The organism is Methanothrix sp. (assembly GCF_016706325.1).
Lineage (GTDB): Archaea > Halobacteriota > Methanosarcinia > Methanotrichales > Methanotrichaceae > Methanothrix.
Map to the genome: position 1 here is coordinate 1 of NZ_JADJJX010000001.1, position 21,278 is coordinate 21,278.

The 21,278-nt window shown below is 50.0% G+C and carries 19 protein-coding genes and 3 pseudogenes; 18 read left to right on the forward strand and 4 right to left on the reverse strand.

Features of this window, described 5'->3' with window-relative positions:
- The first annotated feature begins 23 nt into the window (after nt 1-23).
- From fen to asnB, 15 genes and pseudogenes are all read left to right on the forward strand, one after another.
- Nucleotides 24-1,016 (forward strand): annotated as a pseudogene (gene fen, locus IPI63_RS13075) (flap endonuclease-1).
- 94 nt (nt 1,017-1,110) lie between these two features.
- A pseudogene (gene dph2, locus IPI63_RS00015) lies at nt 1,111-2,062 on the forward strand (diphthamide biosynthesis enzyme Dph2).
- A gap of 1,169 nt (nt 2,063-3,231) precedes the next feature.
- Complete coding sequence (locus tag IPI63_RS00020) at nt 3,232-3,480, forward strand: hypothetical protein (protein WP_292475932.1); 249 nt, start codon at nt 3,232-3,234, stop codon at nt 3,478-3,480.
- Entirely contained in the window at nt 3,477-3,740 is a 264-nt protein-coding gene (locus tag IPI63_RS00025; protein ID WP_292475934.1) for a hypothetical protein, read from the forward strand. The genes IPI63_RS00020 and IPI63_RS00025 overlap by 4 nt, the downstream gene beginning before the upstream one ends.
- A 43-nt stretch (nt 3,741-3,783) precedes the next feature.
- Nucleotides 3,784-4,455 (forward strand): glycosyltransferase family 2 protein, encoded by a 672-nt coding sequence (locus IPI63_RS00030; protein WP_292475935.1) that lies wholly within the window; start codon nt 3,784-3,786, stop codon nt 4,453-4,455.
- An 18-nt stretch (nt 4,456-4,473) separates the two neighbouring features.
- Nucleotides 4,474-4,854, forward strand: a complete 381-nt coding sequence (locus tag IPI63_RS00035) for a hypothetical protein (protein ID WP_292475936.1) — start codon at nt 4,474-4,476, stop codon at nt 4,852-4,854.
- Nucleotides 4,855-5,964: 1,110 nt separating this feature from the next.
- Nucleotides 5,965-6,342: a hypothetical protein gene (locus tag IPI63_RS00040; RefSeq protein WP_292475937.1), complete on the forward strand. Its 378-nt coding sequence runs from the start codon at nt 5,965-5,967 to the stop codon at nt 6,340-6,342.
- A gap of 160 nt (nt 6,343-6,502) precedes the next feature.
- The gene (locus tag IPI63_RS00045; protein ID WP_292475938.1) at nt 6,503-7,480 is read left to right on the forward strand and encodes a GDP-mannose 4,6-dehydratase; all 978 of its coding nucleotides are present in this window, start codon (nt 6,503-6,505) and stop codon (nt 7,478-7,480) included.
- Between the two features lie 19 nt (nt 7,481-7,499).
- A pseudogene (locus IPI63_RS00050) lies at nt 7,500-8,221 on the forward strand (sugar phosphate nucleotidyltransferase).
- On the forward strand, nt 8,211-8,522 hold the full coding sequence (locus tag IPI63_RS00055; protein WP_292475942.1) for an NAD-dependent epimerase/dehydratase family protein: 312 nt from the start codon (nt 8,211-8,213) through the stop codon (nt 8,520-8,522). Before IPI63_RS00050 ends, IPI63_RS00055 begins: the two are co-directional and overlap by 11 nt.
- Nucleotides 8,516-8,833: a GDP-mannose 4,6-dehydratase gene (locus IPI63_RS00060; protein ID WP_292475943.1), complete on the forward strand. Its 318-nt coding sequence runs from the start codon at nt 8,516-8,518 to the stop codon at nt 8,831-8,833. Before IPI63_RS00055 ends, IPI63_RS00060 begins: the two co-directional genes overlap by 7 nt.
- Nucleotides 8,834-8,886: 53 nt before the next feature.
- On the forward strand, nt 8,887-9,267 hold the full coding sequence (gene pssD, locus IPI63_RS00065; protein ID WP_366850824.1) for a PssD/Cps14F family polysaccharide biosynthesis glycosyltransferase: 381 nt from the start codon (nt 8,887-8,889) through the stop codon (nt 9,265-9,267).
- A gap of 1 nt (nt 9,268) precedes the next feature.
- The gene (locus IPI63_RS00070) at nt 9,269-9,733 is read left to right on the forward strand and encodes a glycosyltransferase (RefSeq protein ID WP_292475946.1); all 465 of its coding nucleotides are present in this window, start codon (nt 9,269-9,271) and stop codon (nt 9,731-9,733) included.
- A gap of 233 nt (nt 9,734-9,966) precedes the next feature.
- Nucleotides 9,967-11,037, forward strand: coding sequence for a glycosyltransferase (locus tag IPI63_RS00075; RefSeq protein WP_292475947.1), 1,071 nt, complete (start codon nt 9,967-9,969; stop codon nt 11,035-11,037).
- A 119-nt stretch (nt 11,038-11,156) separates the two neighbouring features.
- On the forward strand, nt 11,157-12,986 hold the full coding sequence (gene asnB / locus IPI63_RS00080) for an asparagine synthase (glutamine-hydrolyzing) (RefSeq protein WP_214079876.1): 1,830 nt from the start codon (nt 11,157-11,159) through the stop codon (nt 12,984-12,986).
- A 133-nt stretch (nt 12,987-13,119) separates the two neighbouring features.
- On the opposite strand, the gene IPI63_RS00085 is transcribed toward asnB, so the two are convergent.
- Nucleotides 13,120-14,442 (reverse strand): right-handed parallel beta-helix repeat-containing protein, encoded by a 1,323-nt coding sequence (locus IPI63_RS00085; protein ID WP_292475949.1) that lies wholly within the window; start codon nt 14,440-14,442, stop codon nt 13,120-13,122.
- A 495-nt stretch (nt 14,443-14,937) separates the two neighbouring features.
- Between IPI63_RS00085 and IPI63_RS00090 the strand changes: the two genes are divergently transcribed.
- Both IPI63_RS00090 and IPI63_RS00095 read left to right on the forward strand, forming a co-directional pair.
- Complete coding sequence (locus IPI63_RS00090) at nt 14,938-16,209, forward strand: lipopolysaccharide biosynthesis protein (RefSeq protein WP_214064497.1); 1,272 nt, start codon at nt 14,938-14,940, stop codon at nt 16,207-16,209.
- Nucleotides 16,210-16,325: 116 nt separating this feature from the next.
- Nucleotides 16,326-16,829 carry a hypothetical protein gene (locus IPI63_RS00095; RefSeq protein WP_214064498.1) on the forward strand — a complete coding sequence of 168 codons (504 nt, stop codon included), beginning with the start codon at nt 16,326-16,328 and terminating at the stop codon, nt 16,827-16,829.
- Between the two features lie 156 nt (nt 16,830-16,985).
- On the opposite strand, the gene IPI63_RS00100 is transcribed toward IPI63_RS00095, so the two are convergent.
- From IPI63_RS00100 to IPI63_RS00110, 3 genes are all read right to left on the reverse strand, one after another.
- A complete protein-coding gene (locus IPI63_RS00100) occupies nt 16,986-19,208 on the reverse strand; it encodes a PAS domain-containing hybrid sensor histidine kinase/response regulator (protein WP_292475952.1) in 2,223 nt (740 codons plus the stop codon).
- Nucleotides 19,209-19,273: 65 nt separating this feature from the next.
- Nucleotides 19,274-19,714 carry a UPF0146 family protein gene (locus IPI63_RS00105; protein WP_292475953.1) on the reverse strand — a complete coding sequence of 147 codons (441 nt, stop codon included), beginning with the start codon at nt 19,712-19,714 and terminating at the stop codon, nt 19,274-19,276.
- A complete protein-coding gene (locus IPI63_RS00110) occupies nt 19,711-19,926 on the reverse strand; it encodes a hypothetical protein (RefSeq protein WP_292475955.1) in 216 nt (71 codons plus the stop codon). Before IPI63_RS00110 ends, IPI63_RS00105 begins: the two co-directional genes overlap by 4 nt.
- Before the next feature lie 101 nt (nt 19,927-20,027).
- On the opposite strand from IPI63_RS00110, the gene ftsZ reads away from it, so the two are divergent.
- On the forward strand, nt 20,028-21,089 hold the full coding sequence (ftsZ, locus tag IPI63_RS00115; RefSeq protein ID WP_214079878.1) for a cell division protein FtsZ: 1,062 nt from the start codon (nt 20,028-20,030) through the stop codon (nt 21,087-21,089).
- Nucleotides 21,090-21,278 lie beyond the last annotated feature (189 nt).

Sequence of the window (21,278 nt, forward strand, 5' to 3'; positions counted from 1 at the left end):
TAGAGCATTGATATGTGAGAATCATGGGCGTTGATTTGGGGAGCTGCTGGATAGAAGAAGATAGAGATCCGTGATCTCTCCGGCCGGTGGGTAGCAATAGATGCCTTCAATACCCTCTATCAGTTCTTATCATCATCCGGCAGAGGACGGCACCCCTCTCATGGACCGCCAAGGAAATGTGACCTCTCATCTACTGCAGGCCGCTGTACCGCACCGCCAACCTGATTGAGGCCGGGGTGAAGCTGGCATTCGTCTTCGATGGCGAGCCCTAAGCTTCAAGGCACAGACTCTGGCTTGGGATCGGAGGGCAGGGATAAAGCGGCCTCAGCCTGGGAGGAGGCTCAGTCAGGAGAGGATGGATTCAAATATGCTCAGGCCGCCTCAGGATCAATTCGAGGTAATCGATGACGGGAGAAGGCTCATCCAGGCCATGGGGCTGCCGGTCATCAAAGCTCCTTCCGAGGGAGAGGCCCAGGCCGCTTATATGGCCGCCCGGGGCGATGTGGATTATGCCGGCAGCCAGGACTAGACTCCCTCCTCTTCGGCGCCCCCTGGTGGTGCGCAACCCTGCCATCACCGGCAAGAGGAAGCTGCCTAAGAAAAATGTCTTCGTGGATGTGCAGCCGGAGGTGATCGATCTGAAGGAGGGGCTGGCCAATCTTGGAATAACCCATAAGCAACTGGTGGAGATCGGCATTATGTGCGGCACCGACTACAATGCCGGCCTGGAGAGGGTGGGGCCCAAGACCGCTCTGAAGCTCATCCGGAGAGGGAGATTTGGAGAGCATCCTCCCTGGAAAGGGAGGGAGAGCATGGCTGAGCTGGGGAGATCAGGGAATTCTTCCTCTCGCCCCGGTCACAGACAGTATGAGATCGCCTGAGAAGGCCCAGAGTGGATGAGATCGCATCCTTTTTGGTGGAGGAGAGGGACTTCGACCACGAAAGGGGGGAAGACCGCCAGAAGGCTGGAGGAGGTCTACAGAAGTGGACAGAGCACCCTCGATCGCTGGTTCTAGCGGAGCGATCGCGATCGGAGGTGACAGCGAGCTGGGATACGGGCTGGATCTAAAGAGGGCGATCGAGCTGATCAAGAGGTCTCAAGCCAGGAGGGTGGGCCTGCAGGCTCCTGAGGGGCTGAAGAGGGCTCTGCCCAAGGCCGCCTCCCGGATCGCAGAGGAGACGGGAGCAGAGGTGCTCATCTCCGCAGACCCCTGCTACGGGGCCTGCGACGTGGACATGAGGCTCTGCCAGGAGGTGGAGCTGCTCTTCCATCTGGGTCATGCAGGCCTGGGAGAGGAGCCGGAGGGTCGTCTTCCTGGAGGCGAGAATGAATGAGGATCTTGGAGAGGTGGCAGAGAAGGCGGTCGCCCAGCTCAGGTCAAGGCATGTGGGCGTCGCCAGCACCGTTCAGCATATCCACAGGCTGGATTCTGCTTTGCAGGCTTTGGCCGGAGCACGGAATAGAGGGCATGTGGGCCCAGCATCAGGAAGGATCAGGTATCCCGGCCAGGTACTGGGGTGCTGCTATATCACTGCCCGGACCCTCCTTGGAGACAGTCCTGTGGATGATCCCATAGAGGAGTTTCTGTTCATCGGCACAGGCCAGTTTCATCCCCTGGGAATCGCCCTGGCCACAGGAAAGAGGGTGATAGCAGCAGATCCGGTCTCAGGCGAGGTCTCCGAGATCGATCCCGATCCCATGCTCAGGAGGCGTTTCAGAGCCATCTCTAAAGCCTCGGAGGTCAAGGAATTTGCCGTCCTCGTCTCTAAGAAGCCCGGTCAGAGGAGAGTGGAGCTTGCAGAGAGGATGATGGCTCTGGGCAAGGCTCATGGCCGGAATATGTATCTGGTCTATATCGACAATATCGAGCCGGAGCTGCTGCTCAATTTAGGGGTGAAGGCCGCAGTCTCCACCGCCTGCCCACGGGTGGCGCTGGATGATGCTGCCAAATACAGAATTCCCATTCTCACCCCGCCCGAGTTCGAGGTTCTGCTGGGGGAGAGGTCTTGGGAGGAATACCAGTTTGATGAGATCGATGAGATCGATGTTAACCGATGTTGATCGATGTTAATCGATGTTGATCGATGTTGATCGATTTTGATCGATGTTGATCGATGTTGATCGATGTTGATCGATGAGATCGATATGCTGCAGAGAGTTTTTGGTCCGCCCTGGGATAATGCCTGCCGTCTCCCGGGGCCTCTCTCCCCTTCAGGGCCAATGGGGCATGGCTGCATAGACCAGTGATATTGAGCCCAGAGGAAGGCAGGCGGGTTCATGCAACAAATATTTATAATTGTATATCAATAAAAAATTTCACCCTCCTTCATTCTATGCGCGACGGAAGAGAACAGATCCCAAATCAGGTGCCCTGATGATATAATACGTACCTATGATTCCAGAACCCTTTTAAAGAAGGTTGGTCGTGCTTTCGCTCTGGCATATTGAAACCGTCATACCTGACCGGGCACCCATAAGGCATGAAAATAATAAAACCAAGGCACAAAGGCGTTTCCGAAGAGATCAATCACATGCAAGAGAGATCGCATCGATACGCCAGGCCTATTTTCGTATCAGTTACCACTATATGCATCCCTGCAGACGGCCAGGCCGGTGGCTGAATTGATGAATGATATGAGGCGCTGGCATTGTAAATCAGGCCCTGGAAAATGGTAATCCAAAGCGTTTTTATATGCCTTTGTACCCTGCTGTATTCCAACTGACTATGCTGCTAAAGGACTGCAGGACTCATTGGGCGAATCACAATCCAGGATTGATCCATTTTATTAATGCATAGCAGGAGTGGGGTGGAGAGTTTGGTGGGGAGATCACAGCTATATTGCCGGCCTACAATGAGGAGATATCAAGAGTAGCATTGTCCTGCGCACGCTCAAATACGCAGACCGGGTTATTGTGATAGATGACGGCAGCCTGGACCGTACCGCAGAGGTTGCCGCCCTGGCAGGGGCTCAGGTGCTACGCCATAAAGGTCAACCTTGGAAAGGGAGCAGCTCTCCAAGACGGGCTTCTCCTCCCTCAATGGCGATGCAGTCATTGTCACCATAGACACCGATGGGCAGCATGATCCAGCCGACATCCTCGCCTCGTGAATCCCATCCTGCAGGGAGAGGCGGATATGGTTAACGGCAGCCGCTATCTCAATGGAAATAAGAAGGATACGCCCGTATACCGGCGAATAGGTCAAAGAGTGCTGGATGTGGCCACGAATATTGCAGCGGCCTCTCGATAACCGGATACTCAGAGCGGATTTCGAGCTTTTGCCGGCGGACCAGGGCATATTCCGTTTCAATCAGAAGGGGCTGGCCCTAGAGAGCGAGATGCTGGCCGATGCTGCTGCCGCAGGCCTGCGCATCCAGGAGGTGGAGATCGGGGTGCGCTACGATGTGAATGGCTCCTCAGAGAACCCGGTAGCCCACGGGGTTAGAGTCCTGGTTAATGTTCTCAGGACATGCAGTTGAGAAAGCCGCTCATCTGCTTCACCGTTCCCGGCTCTCTTATGGCAGGGGCGGGCATACTGATGGCCCTGGAGTTCCTCAGATCCTTCGTTCACGGCGGCGGCATGCAGTATGGCCCGACCATGATCATGATCCTGCTCACCCTGTTCGGATCCTTTATGGCCTTGACAGGGATCATTCTTCATATCTTATCAATGGTTATGCATGAGTTCAAGAGGGAGCTGATTGCACAGGGAGGATTGAGAAGGGAGGGAAAGGCTTGAAACCAGCTCCGATAAGAGCGCTGCGAGGAGGTATGCAGGGCATATGAATGGATTAGCCAGTATAATAATAGTTCTTTACAATAGCAGTTATTATCTTGAAGCATGCATTGATTCCATCATGGCACAGAATTACCCTCATGAGATCATTGCCATCGATAATAATTCTACCGATGACAGTTGTCGTATCTTAAGAGAGAAATACCCCAATGTCAGATTGATTGAGAGCAGGGAGAATGTCGGCTACGGGGCAGGGAATAATGAGGGGGTTAAACATGCAAATGGCGAATACATCGTGGTGCTCAATCCAGATACCATAGTGGAGGGGCGATGGCTGCAGGAGCTCATCAAGCCCTTAAAAAGTGGGGACAAAATCATCACCACACCAAAAATCCTGACCTATAATGGCGAGGTTATCAATACCTGTGGAGCGATAAATCACTTTTCCGGCCTCTCTTTTACCAGAGGATTGGGTGATACATCAAGCACGCAATCTTGCCAAGAGCATATCAGCGGCTTCTCTGGATGCTCATTTGCCATCAGGCGGGAGCACTATATAAGCCTGGGCGGTTTTGATAAAAGTTTTTTTATGTATAATGAGGATGCCGATTTTTCCTGGAGGGCCAATCTCAATGGATTCAAAATCCTGTACATACCTTCATCTGTGGTCAGGCGACTATATATTAAAAATGACGCCCAAAAATTCTATCATCTGTAGAAGGGAAGATATACGATATTGAGAAAATATCTATCCACCAATTGCCTGCTGATGCTTGTTCCTTCACTATTGATTACGGAGTTGCTGACCTTTGGCTTTGCCTCAAGGCAGGGTGCAGAGTATTTATATAATAAGCTCCTGGCAATGTTGCATGGACTGACCGGCGAGATAACACCAGTTAAGGGAAATTCTCATCTGCTGATCAGCTCATTATATGATAAGATTCCTGATGACCAGTTGACCAGATACAGGCTGGATGTCCTTTTCATAGGCCTTTGTAATACAATATATATTTGGAATTATGCATTATTGAAGGCAATGAGAATGTCATATCAGAAGAGGATAGAGAGCAGACTGCTACAGATATCAGATCGACTGCTCCATAGTCCAGTTGATTGATGTGAAGAGGATATACTTTATTGCTGCTATTGCATCATACATTTATATTCTATTGCATTTTAACAGTTCGATAGATGCCTTTGCACCTTCAAATAAGTGCAGTGGATGAGACGATAAAAGAGGATTTCTGCTGGATGCTTATAGAAATACCGTTCCCACCTTTCACATATTGGGCTCTCAACTGGCACTGATGCTGGGAAAGGATTGCAGCTTTCTATTATTTTCGCCGCTTCAGCTCATCCCCTATGCAACGCTCTTCTTTTTATTGATGTTGAAGCTCTCCGATAGCTATTTTCTGGCAGGCCTGGCATCGCTCACCGAGTTGACGACAGGGTATGCCGGGACCCAGAGGATCTTCTTCTGGCTGCATGGCATAGGGAAGTATATTATATTTTGCTTTATTGATACTATTTCTTCTGATGTTTTCTGAAAAGAACAGATCAGTCTGGCAGCATCACCTGATGGCAGTGATAATCGGTATATCCCTGGTATTTACATCATATGATGTCATCTTCACCTTTTTGTTATTTTTATCATCATTTGTAATATATCTGATAATAATCAATAAACCGAGGCATCCATTCAGAGCCAATCTCGATTGCAGGTCGGAGCAATCTATCAAATTGTTGATTTTATTGACCATTGTTGAGCTGGGACTCACTGAATTTGTTTATAATAATTTTATTCATGCATTAAAATCGACCGACTCTTTCACAACATCTGTGCTGGATAAATTCCTGTTATCCTACTTTGCTACCAGCATCCAGGATAATATTCTAAAAGATATATCTTCATTATCCGCAGGGCATAACCCTATACGGTTATATTAAATATGGCATTCTCCTCGCCTTCCTCATTTTATTTCTAATTTATTTTTATCTCATTGCCTGAGATGAGACATAGAATAGAGCCCATATTTATACTATCAATACTCTCATCCATGGTGATCTGGGCATTCATTCGCCTGATGATCGGGCATGTGGAGATTGGTTTCTTTACTACCCCGCCATCTTCAGCATAGCCTGGATATTCAGGAATGGAGGATCTTTCAGGAGATGGGCGGCTGTTGGCGTAATCATTCTATTGGCCCTGAATCCTGTCTATCACTTCATGATATATAACGGGGAGCTCTCCAATAAGGATGTAGATAAATTTAGTTACTTAAATCTCCCGCTATCATGGATCAGAGAGGAGAGTAGCGGAGAACTGATAAGGGGAGATGAACTTACAAAGAACTTCTATCTAATGTCATTCAGAACTCAGGACTTTCAGACCCTCGATGAGAATGATGTGGCCTTCCTTTTGAATAGAAGTAAATATAATACAAATAATTATTTTATAATAAATGAAAATTTGAATGTCATAGATATAGTCAACTGGATACAGATTGAACCCTGGAGGCACTTCAGTGGAGTACTGGATTGTAATAAAAGGATATCCAAAATTTTAGATTCGGAAAAAATCCTTATTTATATGAGGGCGCGATGAAGAAAAACATATGGCTCTATCAAAGAGAGCGACGACTATAATATCATGATATGAGCTGCAGACTGCCGACCTCAGAGGAATTCGCACAGACTATAAATATCGGCTTGAAAATGGGGACTGGAACTGGCGGCTTGGATAATAAATTACCAGAGGCTATAGAATGAATGATCACTGGAGCAAGAAAAAGGTATTGGTAACAGGGGCAGGGGGCTTTATAGGAAGCCATCTGATCGAACGTCTTGTGGATTTGGGTGCTGATGTCACCGGCTTTGTGAGATATAACTCCAGGAATGATTGGGGATTGCTGGAGATAATCCCTCAACATAGGCTCGATTCACTGCAGGTCGTCTCTGGGGATCTTATGGATTTTGATGCTGTATCCAGTGCAGTCAAAGATGTGGATATCATATTCCACCTGGGTTCATTGATCTCAATCCCTTACTCATATAATAGGCCCAGGGATACAATCGAGAATAATATTTTGAGCACTTTAAATATTTTAACTGCGGCAAGGGATCAGGGGGTGGAGAAAGTTGTCCATACATCTTCCAGCGAGGTATATGGCACAGCATTATATGTGCCTATCGATGAGAAGCATCCCCTTCAGGGTCAGTCCCCCTACTCTGCCAGCAAGATCGGAGCAGATAAAATAGCAGAGAGCTTCTACTGCTCCTTTGACCTGCCTGTGGCAACGATCAGGCCCTTCAACACCTATGGACCGAGGCAGTCTGCAAGGGCGATAATACCGACGATAATCACCCAGGCCATAGAGAATGAGAAGATACTGCTGGGATCCCTGTCTCCGACGCGGGACTATACCTATGTCAAGGATACTGTAGATGGATTCATCAAGGTAGCGGAGTCGGGCAGCTCAATTGGAGAGGTCATCAATATCGGATCTAATTTTGAGGTATCCATGGGAGAGCTGGCAGAGAAGATCGCAATCCTCTTGAATAAGAGAATAAGCATAATCCAGGACCCCTCCCGGGTCAGGCCTCTGAAAAGCGAGGTACAGAGATTATGGTGCGATAATGCAAAGGCCAAGAGATTGCTTGATTGGGAGCCGGAGGTCTCACTGGAGGAGGGGCTGCAGGAGACGATAGACTGGATGAGAGAGAATAAGGGCTGGTCAAATTAGTGAGATGCTAGGAGAAGAGATGAAAGCTGTGATCCTTGCCAGGGGCTGGGCACCAGGCTGAAGCCCTATACCACTGTCTTTCCCAAACCCCTCATGCCCATTGGAGAGTCCCCAATCCTGGAGATAATTATCAGGCAGCTGAAGGCCAGGGGCTTTGATGAGATCACCCTGGCAGTCGGCCACCTGGCGGAATTGATAATGGCCTTCTTCAATGATGGCAGCAAATACGGACTGAAGATAGACTACTCAAGGGAGGAGAAGAAGCTTGGGACGGCAGGAGGGCTGGGATTATTAAAAAATAGGCTGAAGGATGATTTTCTGGTGATGAACGGGGATGTCCTGACCAGCCTGGATTTTTCTGAGTTCCTGGCATTTCACAAGAGGACCGGCTCCAAGGCAACCATAGCCCTCAATCAAAGGCATGTTGATATCGATTTTGGAGTGATTGAGCTGGACTCTGACCGGAGGCTGAGAGGCTATACAGAGAAGCCCAGGATCGATTATCTGGTGAGCATGGGAGTTTATGCATTCCATGAGAGCATACTGGAATATATACCTGCTAACTCATATCTGGATATCCCTGACCTGATGAAGAGGCTGCTTGCTGATGGAGAGACGGTGAACGGCTATATCCATGAAGGATACTGGCTGGACATAGGACGGCCGGATGATTATGAAAAGGCCAATGAAGATACAGAGAATATATACAGAGAGCTAGGGGTCAGCATCGATGGGACTTAGCGAGAAGACGATATTGATCACAGGAGAGGAGGGCTTTGCCGGCAGGCATCTGCTCCATGCTCTTAAGAGGCTGAATTCATCGATGGTGTCGCTGAAGGATCAAAATGGAAAGAGGGTTGACATAAGAGACAAGGATCTGATCAGGGGAAGGAGAAGAGAGCTGGAGGATATTGATATCGTATATCATCTGGCAGCGAGGACGGCTGTGAACTCATCCTATGAGAGCCCCCATGCCACCTATGAGACAAATGTCCTCGGCACTTTAAACATGCTGGAGCTCTGCCGGGAGAGGTCGTGGTGAGGGATCCCGAGCCGAAAAGGGATTTCGTTCACATAACAGATATGGTGGATGCATATATCAAAGGAGGCGAATACCAGGGCGACTTTGATATATTTAATATTGGATATGGAAAGAGCTATAGCGTGAAGGAGATAATAGAGAAGATCATCTCAATATATGGATCGAATATCAAAGTGGCCTATGAGGGAGAGAGGCGGAAGAACGAGATAATGGATTGCTATGCAGACACAGCAAAGGCAAGAGCCACACTCGACTGGAGGCCCCTCATCAGCATAGATGAAGGCTTGCAGATGATGGTGGGGAATCCATGAAGATAGCCATCGTCTGCTCTCATGGGGGACACCTCACTCAGATGTTATATCTAATGGATGCATTTAAAGGAAACGATATCATTGTAATCACCTATGACTCCAAGAGAACAAGGGAGCTGGAGCAAAAAAAATATCTGATGGAGAATATTGGATATAATCCATTGAAGATGCTCTCGGCAGCCATTCTCTTTCTCAGGGCCTTCAGGGAATACAGGCCCGACCTCATAGTCAGCAATGGATCTGAAATTGCCATTCCCGCGCTTTACATTGGAAAGCTCTTCGCCGCCAAGAGCATCTTCATCGAGAGCTGGGCGAGGGTGAGCAATCCCTCGCTTACAGGCAGGATTGTGTATCCTGTGGCTGATCACTTCCTAGTCCAATGGCCCCAATTGCTCTCTAAGTATGGAAAAAAGCGGTTTATGAAGGGGCAATAATATGATCTTCGTCACTGTAGGCATGCATAATCAGGGATTTGATAGGCTCATAAAAAAATGCGATCTCATCGCCGGAGAGACGGACGAAAAGATGATTATGCAAAAAGGATGTACAAGTTACTGCCCAGAAAATGCTGAATCATTTGATTTTGCCAGCTATGAGGAGATCTTAAGCCTGATCAGACAATCCCGCATAGTGATCACCCATGATGGGGCGGGCTCGATTCTCAACTGCCTTCTCAATAAGAAGATCACAGTCGTAGTTCCAAGGCTAAAGGAGTTCAATGAATGCAAGTATGAGAATAAACTGGATCTGGCTTTGGAATTAGAGAAGCAAAATAAGATCCATCTAATCAGAGATATCGATCAGCTCAATTTGAAGCTGATAGAGGATTTAAAGACCATCGGGAGGATGGAGGATTCAAAGGCTATCGGGAGGATGGAGGATTCAAGGCCATCGGGATGATGGAGGATTTAAAGACCATCGGGAGGATGGAGGATTCAAAGGCTATCGGGAATTTCGAGTCTAAAAATAACCTATTAATAAACATTAAAAAATATATAAAAATCTGATTTTAGGAATTGAGGTGTGAAATGCCCGAAAAAAATAATCTCCTGGCTATAACCCCAGCATATAATTATTTTGTCAAAGATCAGATAGAGTCCATATCAAGCAATTTTAATTCCATTGATGTCTTCGTGTACCATAATCCGATAACGGAAATATCCAATTACCTGCCCATTCATGAATTGAGCCTCTTTACCAAGAGATCGCTGATAGAGTATTCCGGCAAGCCGGAGAATGTATCAGTCATGGCAGTGCCGGCCTTTTTCATTCCCATTGATCGCCAATACAGCCAGTTAGGCCAGAGGCACTACCAAAAAATTTTAAAGATAGTTGAGGAGAGGAAGCTGCAGCCGGACCTGATTCATTCTCACTTCCTCTGGACCTCCGGCTATGTAGGCGCCCGGCTCAAAGAGAGGCTTCAGGTACCGCTGATAGTCTCAGGATATGGATATGATCTGTATGATCTGCCATTCAAGAGCCCTGCCTGGAAAGAGAGGATCAGGTGCATATTGAACGACTCGGACTGCATAATAACCGTCAGCGGTAGTCTGGCCGAATGTGCAAAGAGGCTGGAGGTGAAAAGGCCAGTGGAGGTCTTGCCAACAGGATACGATAGCAAACGCTTCTATCCCCGTGACCGGGAGGCATGCAGAAGGAGATTGGATCTGCCCCTGAACAAGAGGATAATCCTATCCATAGGAAGCCTGGTTAAGGTCAAGGGGCACATGAACCTCATCCATGCCATCGATGAGCTGGAGGGCAGAGCGAAAGATATTTTATGCATAATCCTGGGAGAGGGAAATCTCAGAAATGAGCTGCAGAAGGAGATAAAAAGGTGCGGCCTGGAAAAGGTGGTATGGCTGGTCGGAAGGAAACCCAGGGAGGAGCTGCCATTGTGGATAAATGCCTGTGACATATTCGTCCTCGCAAGCCTGAATGAGGGGAATCCCACAGTGATGTTTGAGGCCCTGGGCTGCGGCATACCTTTTATCAGCACAAATGTGGGCGGGGTCTCAGAAATAATAACCTCCAATGAATATGGCCTCATATGCCAGAGCAATGATAGCACAGACTTATGCAATAGGATCTTTGAGGCACTGAATAGGGAATGGAATAGAGATGCCATCCTCAATCATGCACTGGATTATGAATGGAATAAGCAAAAAGAGAATCTCATGGAGATCTATAAGAGATATATGTAGCTGATCTGGGCATTGGGTTATGGAAGAGGGAGTCTGCCTGGCTGCCCGGCGGCATTTGAGGCATATGATGCAGACCCTAACAAATTTTAATACATGAAGTGATTATTTCGAGGACTACTATGTGTGGTATCAATGGTTTTAATTGGAAGGACGAATATTTAATTGAGAGGATGAACTCCAGTCTGAGACACAGAGGTCCGGATGATGAAGGGGTCTATGCCGATGAAGAGGTCTCACTGGGCCACCTGCGCCTCTCCATCATCGACCTGTCCAAAAACGGCCATCAACCGATGTCTGACGATCAGAGAAGATTTTATATAATATACAATGGTGAGGTTTACAATTACAGGTTGCTGCGAGAAGAGCTTGAATCACTGGGATATTCATTCAAATCAAAGACAGATACAGAGGTGGTATTGTATTCCTTCATTCAGTGGAAGGAAGGATGTCTGGAGAGGTTCAATGGAATGTTCGCCTTCGTTATATACGATTCCGCAAACAAGAGGCTTTTTTTAGCAAGAGACCATGTGGGAATCAAACCACTGTACTATCATTTTGACAGAGATCATAAAAAATTTTTATTCTCCTCAGAGATACCGCCACTGCTGGAGCACAAAATCAATACAGCACCAAACAAAAAAATAATAAAGGATTTCTTGCTGTATAATATAACCGATCATACTGAGGAGACATTCTTTGAGGGGATAATGAAGATCCCCAGAGGATGCTATGCCACCTTCGATCTCACGCAATGTGAATTGGATATAAAGGAATGGTATAATATAGAATATGAAGAAAAATTTGCTGGAACATATGAAGAGGCGATATCCACATTCAAGGATTTGATCGAGGATAGTGTGAATATCAGGCTGATCAGTGATGTTCCAGTGGGCACATGCCTGAGCGGGGGAATTGATTCATCGACTATAGCCTGTCTGATAGACAAGAGCATGAAGATAAAGACCTTCTCTGCAGTATACGAAGGCTTCGAAAGAGATGAATCAAAATATATATCAATTGTAGCAGAGAGGACGGGCATGGAAAATTACAGGACCCAGCCCACACCGGAGAGGCTGCAGAAGGATTTATTAAGGATTGTCAAATTGATCGCCGAGCCTTTTCCATCAGCCTCCATCTATGCTCAAAATTGCGTGCAGGAGCTGGCCAAGGGCAATGGGGTCACTGTGGTGCTGGACGGCCAGGGGGCGGATGAGCTCCTGGCTGGATATCACTATTTTCTGGGTTTTTATCTAGTCGATTTATTAAAGACTTTTAAGTTTAAGAGGCTTGCTTCCGAATGCCTTAATTTAATCAAGGGGAGAAATTATCAGATTGGCATCCAGTTCTCATTATACCTCATGCTACCATATATACTAAGGAAAAATATTTTTTTGCACCAATCACTCCTCTCCAGAGAGTTGAGGAGCGACTCCATTGCCCCCACAGAATACTTCAGGAATTTTTCAAATTGCAGATCCCTGGGCCAGTCACTGCAATTTCATCTGCTGTACCGGCTAGAGCAGCTACTGAAGTGGGAAGACAGAAATTCGATGGGAAATCAGACTGAGTCACGTGTCCCTTTCCTCGATTACAGGATAATTGAGTTCGTTTCCGGGTTGCCTGATGAGTACATAATCAGAGAGGGAAAGACCAAGGCGCTGCTAAGGGATGCAATGACCGGCATCGTGCCCCTTGAGATCCTGGAAAGAAGGGATAAGATCGGATATGAAACCCCGGAAGCTGACTGGCTGAGGAGGGAGGGTTTCCAGAGGCTCTTGGAGGATTGGTTCTTGGAGGATGAACCCCTCTGCAGAGAGTACATCGATGTGAGAAAGCTGCGCCAGCAGATAAATGGGCATGTGTATAGAAATAAAAATCATGCACGAAATCTATGGAAGGCCATATTCCTGGAGGCCTGGCTTAAAATCTTCTTCTCTCAGATGGCCTGACATGCAGCAGAGCCTGCTAAATGGCAAAAATCACTGCCGGGGCCAGGCCATCCTTAAGATGTCTGCCTCTTTTCGTATGAGCCCCGGTGAATTTGAGGCTCATCTCTCCTCAGGAGACTGAATTGGCTCTAATTCAGACATTTGGAAATCCAAATCCATGTGAACCCTGGTGGTTCAGCTTTCCCTCTAGAATCATCGACCCGACGGCGGAGGAGTAACAGTAGAGGAGGTTTAGGGTCGTGCCCGGGGCGCAGTCTATTGTATGCCTGGCAGGGATGAATACCGTTCCGATAAGGGTTGCGCTGGCTGTGCTGGGCTCGATGCCCCGGAGATAGGCACAGGCATATGAGGCATTTAGCGCCCCGCCGCGCATAGTTGCCGTCGCCGATCCCAGCACATGCAATGCATAAAAGCCATCCAGGATGCAGTTCTCCAGGGTTATTGCTGTAGGGCCATCGGAATCGGCATCAATATAGGATGCCCCCCCATAGGAGCTGGCTTTCTTCCGGTCTGATTTGAAGATGGACTCCTTGATATGGATGCCAGTCGAGCTATGGATCAATAGGCCATATGCATTCGGGCTTGCAATGCAATCCATATTTACCCCGGACATCTCCAGATCGTTTATGCACCAGATGGTGAGAGGAGAGGCGATGCAAGAGAGGTCCTTTATGACAATATGATCCTTACCTCGGGTTTGATAATCGTCATTCCCGTGCACTGTGAGGCCGGTTTTGCAATATTCAAAGACACAATCAGAGACCACAGTGTGCTGAGCAGTATCAAGGAGTATGCCCTCCAGGCTGCAATTTCTGGCAACGACATTGGTGATGGAGGAGTACGACTCCGATCCGCCCCCGTTGTTTCCCAGATACAAGCCCGTCCCATATGAGTTCCTGAACTCGAGGTTGTAGTACTTGCCCCCGGACCTGGCGCTGCCGGTCAATATCAGCGATGCCCCATCCTTGTACCATTGACCCTGATCGTCCCTGTTGCCATCCAGGGTCATATTGGCAACAGTGAAGGCCGTGAATCCCGGATCAACAGAACCAGTTGCCCGATTGAGGATCATCGCTACGGGATGGTCGAGATAGAACTGGTTCGGCTTCAATTTCAGCACAGTTATACCGGCCCCATAACCGAAGATATGGACGTTCTTGCCCTCCAGTATTGGGATGCAGACCCAGAATGGATTTGTATCCCCATCATCCAGATAAAATAAAGTATCTGCACTGAGTTTGTACTCCCCGCCGGAGATCAGGACATTGCCATTATTGGGGACGGAGTCTATGGCCTCCGTCAATACACGCGAGTCATCAGTCCCAGCCACACCACTGGTGATTTCATGCCCTTCGACATCTTTGGCGACGATCTTATTTCCCTGAATAGATACAATGGCAGAATATATAATATTGTTTAAATCTTCTGCTCCCGATTTCTCTGAGAATGATCCCATTTGATAGTCCTCCTAATGCAATTATATTTACACCGATCTGTACCGTCATCAACCTTCTCCTGGCGGGGCGCAAGTGAACAATGCATAGCTCAACCCCAAACAGAACTCAAAGCCATGCATAACCCGATACCATACAGAACTCAAAGCCATGCATAACCCGATACCATACAGAACTCAAAGCCATGCATAAACCGACCCCCGCTAAACTCCGCCCTCAGCCCAGCCCATCAGCAGACTCCTCCCGCATCACACTTCTTCCTTTCCGATCCTGCCAGTTGAAGGGACCAGCAGGCATACTTGCCATCCCCTGGATTATATTATCTACCGATAAATCCCATATAAATAACTTTTTAATTTTTTGATTTGCGTTATGAATAATTTCCCAATATCCGGCTTTGTCCTTGCACGGCCATTGCATGAATATATTTATATATCTCGATCAGATAGCTGATCAGTGATACAGAATATCCCAGATCTGGCCGATGATGCCCGTCAATGGCCTGGAATCCAGTCATGAGCCTCAATCCACTCCGTTATCTGAGCTGCAGAACGATTGCAGGAATGGCCAGAGACAGTCTGTATAGAACCTCCTTTTTCATGGCCTTCTCCAACATCATAAGTGCTGCTTGTGGCTTCCTCTTCTGGATCATCGCCGCCCGCCTCTATACAGTGCAGGAGGTGGGCCTGGCAACAGCCCTCATCTCCTCTCTTGCCCTCGTCGTGCTCTTCGCAGCTTTGGGCTTTGACTCATCCGTAATCCGTTTCCTGCCTCTGGAGGACAAAGGAAAGGTCATAAGCACCAGCCTTATTGTTACCGCCGGGGCCTCAATCCTCGTCGGCGGGATCTACATCCTGCTGGCCAGGGTTCTGACCCCGGCCATGACTCTATGGCAGGAGCCTGGGTACTCCCTGGCCTTCATTCTGATAGCTCTCCTGAACTCAATAGCTGTAATGGGCGGATATGTCTTCGTGGCGGATAGAAAGGCCGATCTCTTCCTCCTGCAAAGCCTCATACAGGCAATTCGGATCCCCGTCCTCTTCCCTCTCACCCTCCTGGGCACCTTGGGGATCTTCGCTGCCATAGGCCTGGGTTATCTGGCCGCTGCCATCCTCTGCCTGGCGAAGATTCATATGGCGATATCTCCGATCAGAAGGCGGGTGGACGGGGAGTTCATCCGCAGCTCCTTTCGCTTCTCCTCTTTGAACTACCTCTCCAGCCTTCTTTATGCCGCACCTACCCTTATCATGCCCATATTGGTGCTCAGCCTGCTTGATGAGGCCGAGGCGGCAAAATACTATATCGCCTTCGCCCTGGGCACCTTGGTGCTTATCATTCCCAGCTCATTTGGAACCTCTCTTTTTGTAGAGGGAAGCCATGGCAGTGGGCTCAGAAGAAGCGCCCTGCGAGCAGGGGGGGCAAGCCTGATGATCATGCTCCCTGCTGTATTGGTGCTATTTTTCTTCGGCGACTTCCTTCTGGGGCTGCTCAAAGGGGAGTACATAGAAGCCTTCGGCCTTCTGAGAATCATCGCCCTCTCCAGCTTTCCAGTGGCCTGCTATTCATTATTCATCCCCATCCAGAATGTGAGGATGAGGGTGGAGAGCATCCTGAAGCTCAATGCCGTCAGGTGCTTTCTCCTCCTTGGATTGAGCTATGCTCTGGTGAGCAGGTTCGGCATCCTGGGAGCAGGATATGCCTGGATGGCAACCTATCTGGTCATCGTTTTATGGGTGGGCCGGGTGGCGCTGAGGGAGAGATGGCTGTGAAGGCGATGCAGACAGAAGGCCATGGATCAGGTGGAGAAATAAGCAGTGATTTAAAGGCCGGTGATTCAAAAACCATCGGTGAGAATCAAATAAATCGGACCAGGAAGCACTGAGCAATGTACGATATCAGCTATGAGCTATGGCTGGAGATGGTGGAGCGTGTTGCCTCTGAGTATGCCCCTCTCTTCTCCATTATGCATGAGGCAGCAAGAGAGATCCCCCTCTCCCGTGCTCTGATAGAGAAATTGAAGAGCAATAAAAGGGTGAAGCTATCAAATGACCCATGGCAAATCTGGCTTCAGATCGATCTGATCGAGGATGATATCGGCGGCTTCAGAGTCTATCTGATGGCCTGTGTAAAGAGAGATGCTATGGAGGGGCTGATGCAATTGACAGCAGAAGAGCAGGGGATCACCCAGGAGGAGATTCGGGCCTTTGAGGTTGAACACGGCCTGGATATGCTGGGGGATGTCCTGGAGCAGATCGAGGATGGATACGATATCCTGCCGGAGATAATAGGAGAGAGCATCATATTTTCCTTAGTGATATTCGATAGCCAGGATATAGATGACAGCAAGGGAAATGACATATTCTGGAGCGAGCAGACTTATACAAATTAGGCCAGCAGGCGCCTGGATGAAAGGCATAAAGATGATAATTGGAATCGATCCTGATCTAGCATCAATTCAATCCCTCTTCAGCATCTTTTCAGCATCTCTTCTCAGCATCTCTTCAGCATCTCTTCAGCATCTCTTCAGCATCTCTTCAGCATCTCTTCAGCATCTCTTCAGCATCTTTTCAGCATCTCTTCTCAGCATCTCTTCAGCATCCCTTCTCAGATGGCCATGCCTCTTCAAGATCTGGGCGATCTCCCCTTTCTGCACCGGCTTTGATATATAGTCGTCCATCCCGGCCTCAAGACATTTTTCTCTGTCCCCGGGTAATGCATATGCTGTGGTGGCTATGATCCTGGGCCCTTTGGCCAGCCAGCGCCTTCTTATCTCCTCTGTAGCCTGCAAGCCGTCCATCTCAGGCATCCTCACATCCATGAATACTATGTCATAGGGCCGCCGTTCCAGCAAATCTATCACCTCCCTGCCATCGGCCACAGCATCCGGCCGGTAGCCCATCCTCTTGAGCATCTCCACCATGACCTTCTGGTTGGAGGGGTTGTCCTCTGCCACCAGAATCCTCAAGGGGGAGTATTCTGCTGCCTCCACCGGGCCATCCGGTGCCCTGGCAGTGGATGCTGCTCTGTGCTTTGAATCTGGGACAATCTCGCAATCCACTGTGAAGCAGAAGACCGAACCCCTTCCCGGAGTGCTCTCCGCCCAGATCCTGCCTCCCATCAGCTCCACCAAGCTCTTGCTGATGGCCAGGCCCAGACCGCTCCCCTCATATCTGCTGCTCATAGTGCTGTCCAGCCGGCTGAAGGGCAAAAAGAGCATCCCCATCTTCTCAGATGGTATGCCAATCCCGGTATCTTTGACTGCAAAGGAGAATCTATGCTTCAAGGGCTGTCCTTCGACCGGCTCAGAGAAGACAGATACCGATACCTCTCCAGCATCTGTGAACTTGACGGCATTGGAGAGGAGGTTGATCAGGATCTGCCGCAGCCTGCCATTATCCCCGATTATGACCTCGGGGGTTGCATGGCCTATGGTCTGGCTCAGCCTCAGCCCCTTCTTATCAGCTTCCACCGCCACCATCTCCATGGACTCCGAGAGCAGACTGCTGATGGTGAGAGGATTGAGATTGATGCTCATCCTCCTCTTCTCCATCTTGGAGAAATCCAGGATATCATTGATAAGGGCGAGCAGGCTCTCTCCGCTGGTCCTGATCCTCTCTATAAAGTCCCTCTGTTCGCCCGATAGATCCTCTTCCAGGAGAAGGCTGGAGAAGCCGATCACTGCATTCATGGGCGTTCTCAGCTCGTGAGACATGCTCGCCAGGAAGGTGGCCTTGGCCTCGACTGCTGCTTCTGCATCCTCTTTGGCCCTCAGCAGATCGGCCGTCCTCTCCTGTACCCTCAGCTCCAGCTCATCCCTCGACCGGCGCAGCTCCATATCCGCCTTCTTGCGCTCAGTGAAATCCCTGGAGATTCCCCTGAATCCAAGCAGCCTGCCGCAGTCATCGAAGAACGGAACGCCGCTGATCTCCATGAAGATCTGGCGCCCCTGGCCGTCCTGTGCTCTCACCTCCATTCCCGAGAACGCTCCAGGTGATGCCAGCAGATGGGAGAAGGTCTCTCTTGCACCCTGGTTCTCCCGGGCAGGAATGAGATCGAAGATGAACTTGCCAATCATCTCCTCCGGCTTGATGCCCCACAGCCTCTCCGCCTGGGGGCTGCAGTAGGTGTATCTCCCCTGAGAGTCGGTCTCCCAGAGAAAGTCGCTGGTGGTCTCAATCAGCGTCTGATACCTCCTCCGGCTCTCCCTCAGCTCCTCCTCCGCCTGCTTTCGTTCAGTGATATCCCTTATCACCGTCACGCGAAGAGGGAGGCCATCCCGTTCTATGATCCGACCGTGCGTCTCGACGGAGAATGTCGATCCATCCTTTTTAAGGGCAGAGAACTCACTGATGCGCTCGTCGTTGCTCCTCAGAGCCTCAAAAGCAGCATCATACTCCTCGGGGATGAGGAATTTGGTCACATGCGAGCCGATCAGCTCAGAGTGCTCATAGCCGTTGGCCAGGGCAAAGGCCTCGTGGGCCTCCACTATTATGCCATCCACAGCAATGGCGATGCTCTCAAATGCAGTCTCGATGAGAGTGCTGTAGTGATCATCCCTTGCAATCTGATTGGGAGATCCCTTTATCTCCAAAGGATGATGCTCTGCCAGCTGATGGGATGCCTCCTCTTGAATGCCCCCGAGCGCCCGGAGGGCATCATCTAAAACCCTGCCTGCGCGAATGGGATCGTTCAGAGCCCTCTCTTTGATCTCATCTAATTTCCGGCAAACCTCAGACAGCCATTCGGAGTTAGAATTTCCTTCTGCCATAGCACAACCTGCGGGCCCACACTCTATTTGCTGAATGATCCTCTGGGCATGGGCCAAGTTCAACCCTAGTCCTTCATTCTGAATAGATAAAAGCTCGCCCTCCCGGAATTCACCAGCCTCCTCTTAAAGCCGGGCAGATCAGCCACCTCATCCTGCAGGGGGCGGAGGATGATGTCTGCGCCCAAAGCCGCTGCCAGCTCACCTATGGCCAGCTGCATCTCCAGAGGAGGGCGGATGGAGTAGATCAGAGCTGCCCCCTGGTAGATCTCCCAGCGGGGGGCGAAGATGTCATCCTTCTCCACCCGCATCCCATCCAAGAGCCTCTCCTCCCTATCGGTGAGGATGGGGTCCAGGCCCAAATCCAAGAGCATTCGGGCGAGATGGGGGCGATGGCCCACCCCCACCTCCGCCACCCGGCCGGAGTAGTGTTTGGCGATGAATTCTGCCAGATCCCTCTCCGCCGGATCTCCCTTCGCCAGATCCTTCTCCAACTGATCCCCCTTCATCTGATCCTTCCGCCAGATCCCCTTTCATCTGATCCCCTCCGCCTGATCCCTCCGTCTGATCCCCTCCGCCTGATCCCCTCCGTCTGATCCCTCCGCCTGATCCCCTCCGTCTGATCCCCTCCGCCTGATCCCTCCGCCTGATCCCACTTCAACTGATCCCACTTCAACTGATCCCCCTTCAACTGATCCCCCTCCGCCGGCAGCTCAGTCATCTGCATCCATTATGGACGGGATCATTCTTATCTATTGTCGATCGCAATTATTATTAACATATATCACTAATTGATTCAGAGAAAGCAATGAAGGGATAGGGATGGAACTTGATCTAGGGGATACTGTGGATTTTTCAAAATCGGCTGACGGCCTGGGCAGCCCCAGGATACTGGTGATAGGCTGCGGCGGCGCAGGGGGAAACACTATCAGCAGGCTTAAGAGAATGGGCTTTGACGGGGCAAGGTGCATTGCCATAAACACCGACCGGCAGCACCTGGAGAGCATCTCCGCAGACTGTAAGATGCTGATCGGCAAAAAGCTCACCCGGGGGATGGGAGCTGGAGGGGATCCCAAGGTGGGAAGAAGGGCGGCGGAGAGCGCCAGAACAGAGCTGGAGGATCTATTGCGCGGCGCAGACCTGGTCTTCGTCCTGGCGGGAATGGGCGGAGGCACAGGCACCGGCGCAGCACCTGTGCTGGCCAGAATCGCCCGCCAGCAGGGTGCCCTGGTGATAGCCATGGTCACCACCCCGTTTCACGTGGAGAGAAAGAGGATCTTCATCGCTGAGGAGGGGCTGGAGGACCTGCGCAATTATGCCAATACCTCTATAGTGATGGACAACAACCGCCTGCTGCAGTCTGCTCCCCACCTCCCCTTCCAGGAGGCCTTCTCCCTTGTCGATGGCCTGGCCGGCGAGATCATTCAGGGCATCTGCGAGACATTGACCTGCCCCTCGCTCATCAATCTGGACTATGCCGATGTGCACACCATCATGAACACCGGGGGAGCGAGCTATATGCTGGTGGGCGGAGGGAGCATGAAAAAAAGCCCGGAGATGATCGTTCGCTCTGCTCTGAAAAACCCCCTTTTAGATGTGGATCTCAGAGGGGCAAAAGGCTGTCTGCTGCATATCAGCGGCGGACCGGATATGACGCTGAAAGAGGCGGCAGCCATCGCCAGCAACCTCACCCAGGATCTCGATCCGGAGGCGAATGTCATCTGGGGGGCGCGGATAAGGCCGGAGCTGAGGGGCAGGGTGAGGCTGATGGCCATAATCACCGGTGTGAAATCGGCCCAGGTGCTGGGACCTGCGGGGGAAGAGGCAGATCCACTGGAGGGGATGCGCCTGCCTGCCAGCCGGTGCCAGGCCTTCACCGGATAGAGGTTGATGAGAGATGAATGAGCTCTTATTCCAGATAATTGCTTTAACCCTGGCCATAATCCTGGGAATCGGTGTGATCTATAGCATCCGCCTCTATCTGGAGATCTGAGTGGAGAGGAGGGAGAAGAAGGCCTGGAGGGATGCAAACGGCTGCGCCAGGGCGATCCCGCCTCCTCTGAACCTCTCACC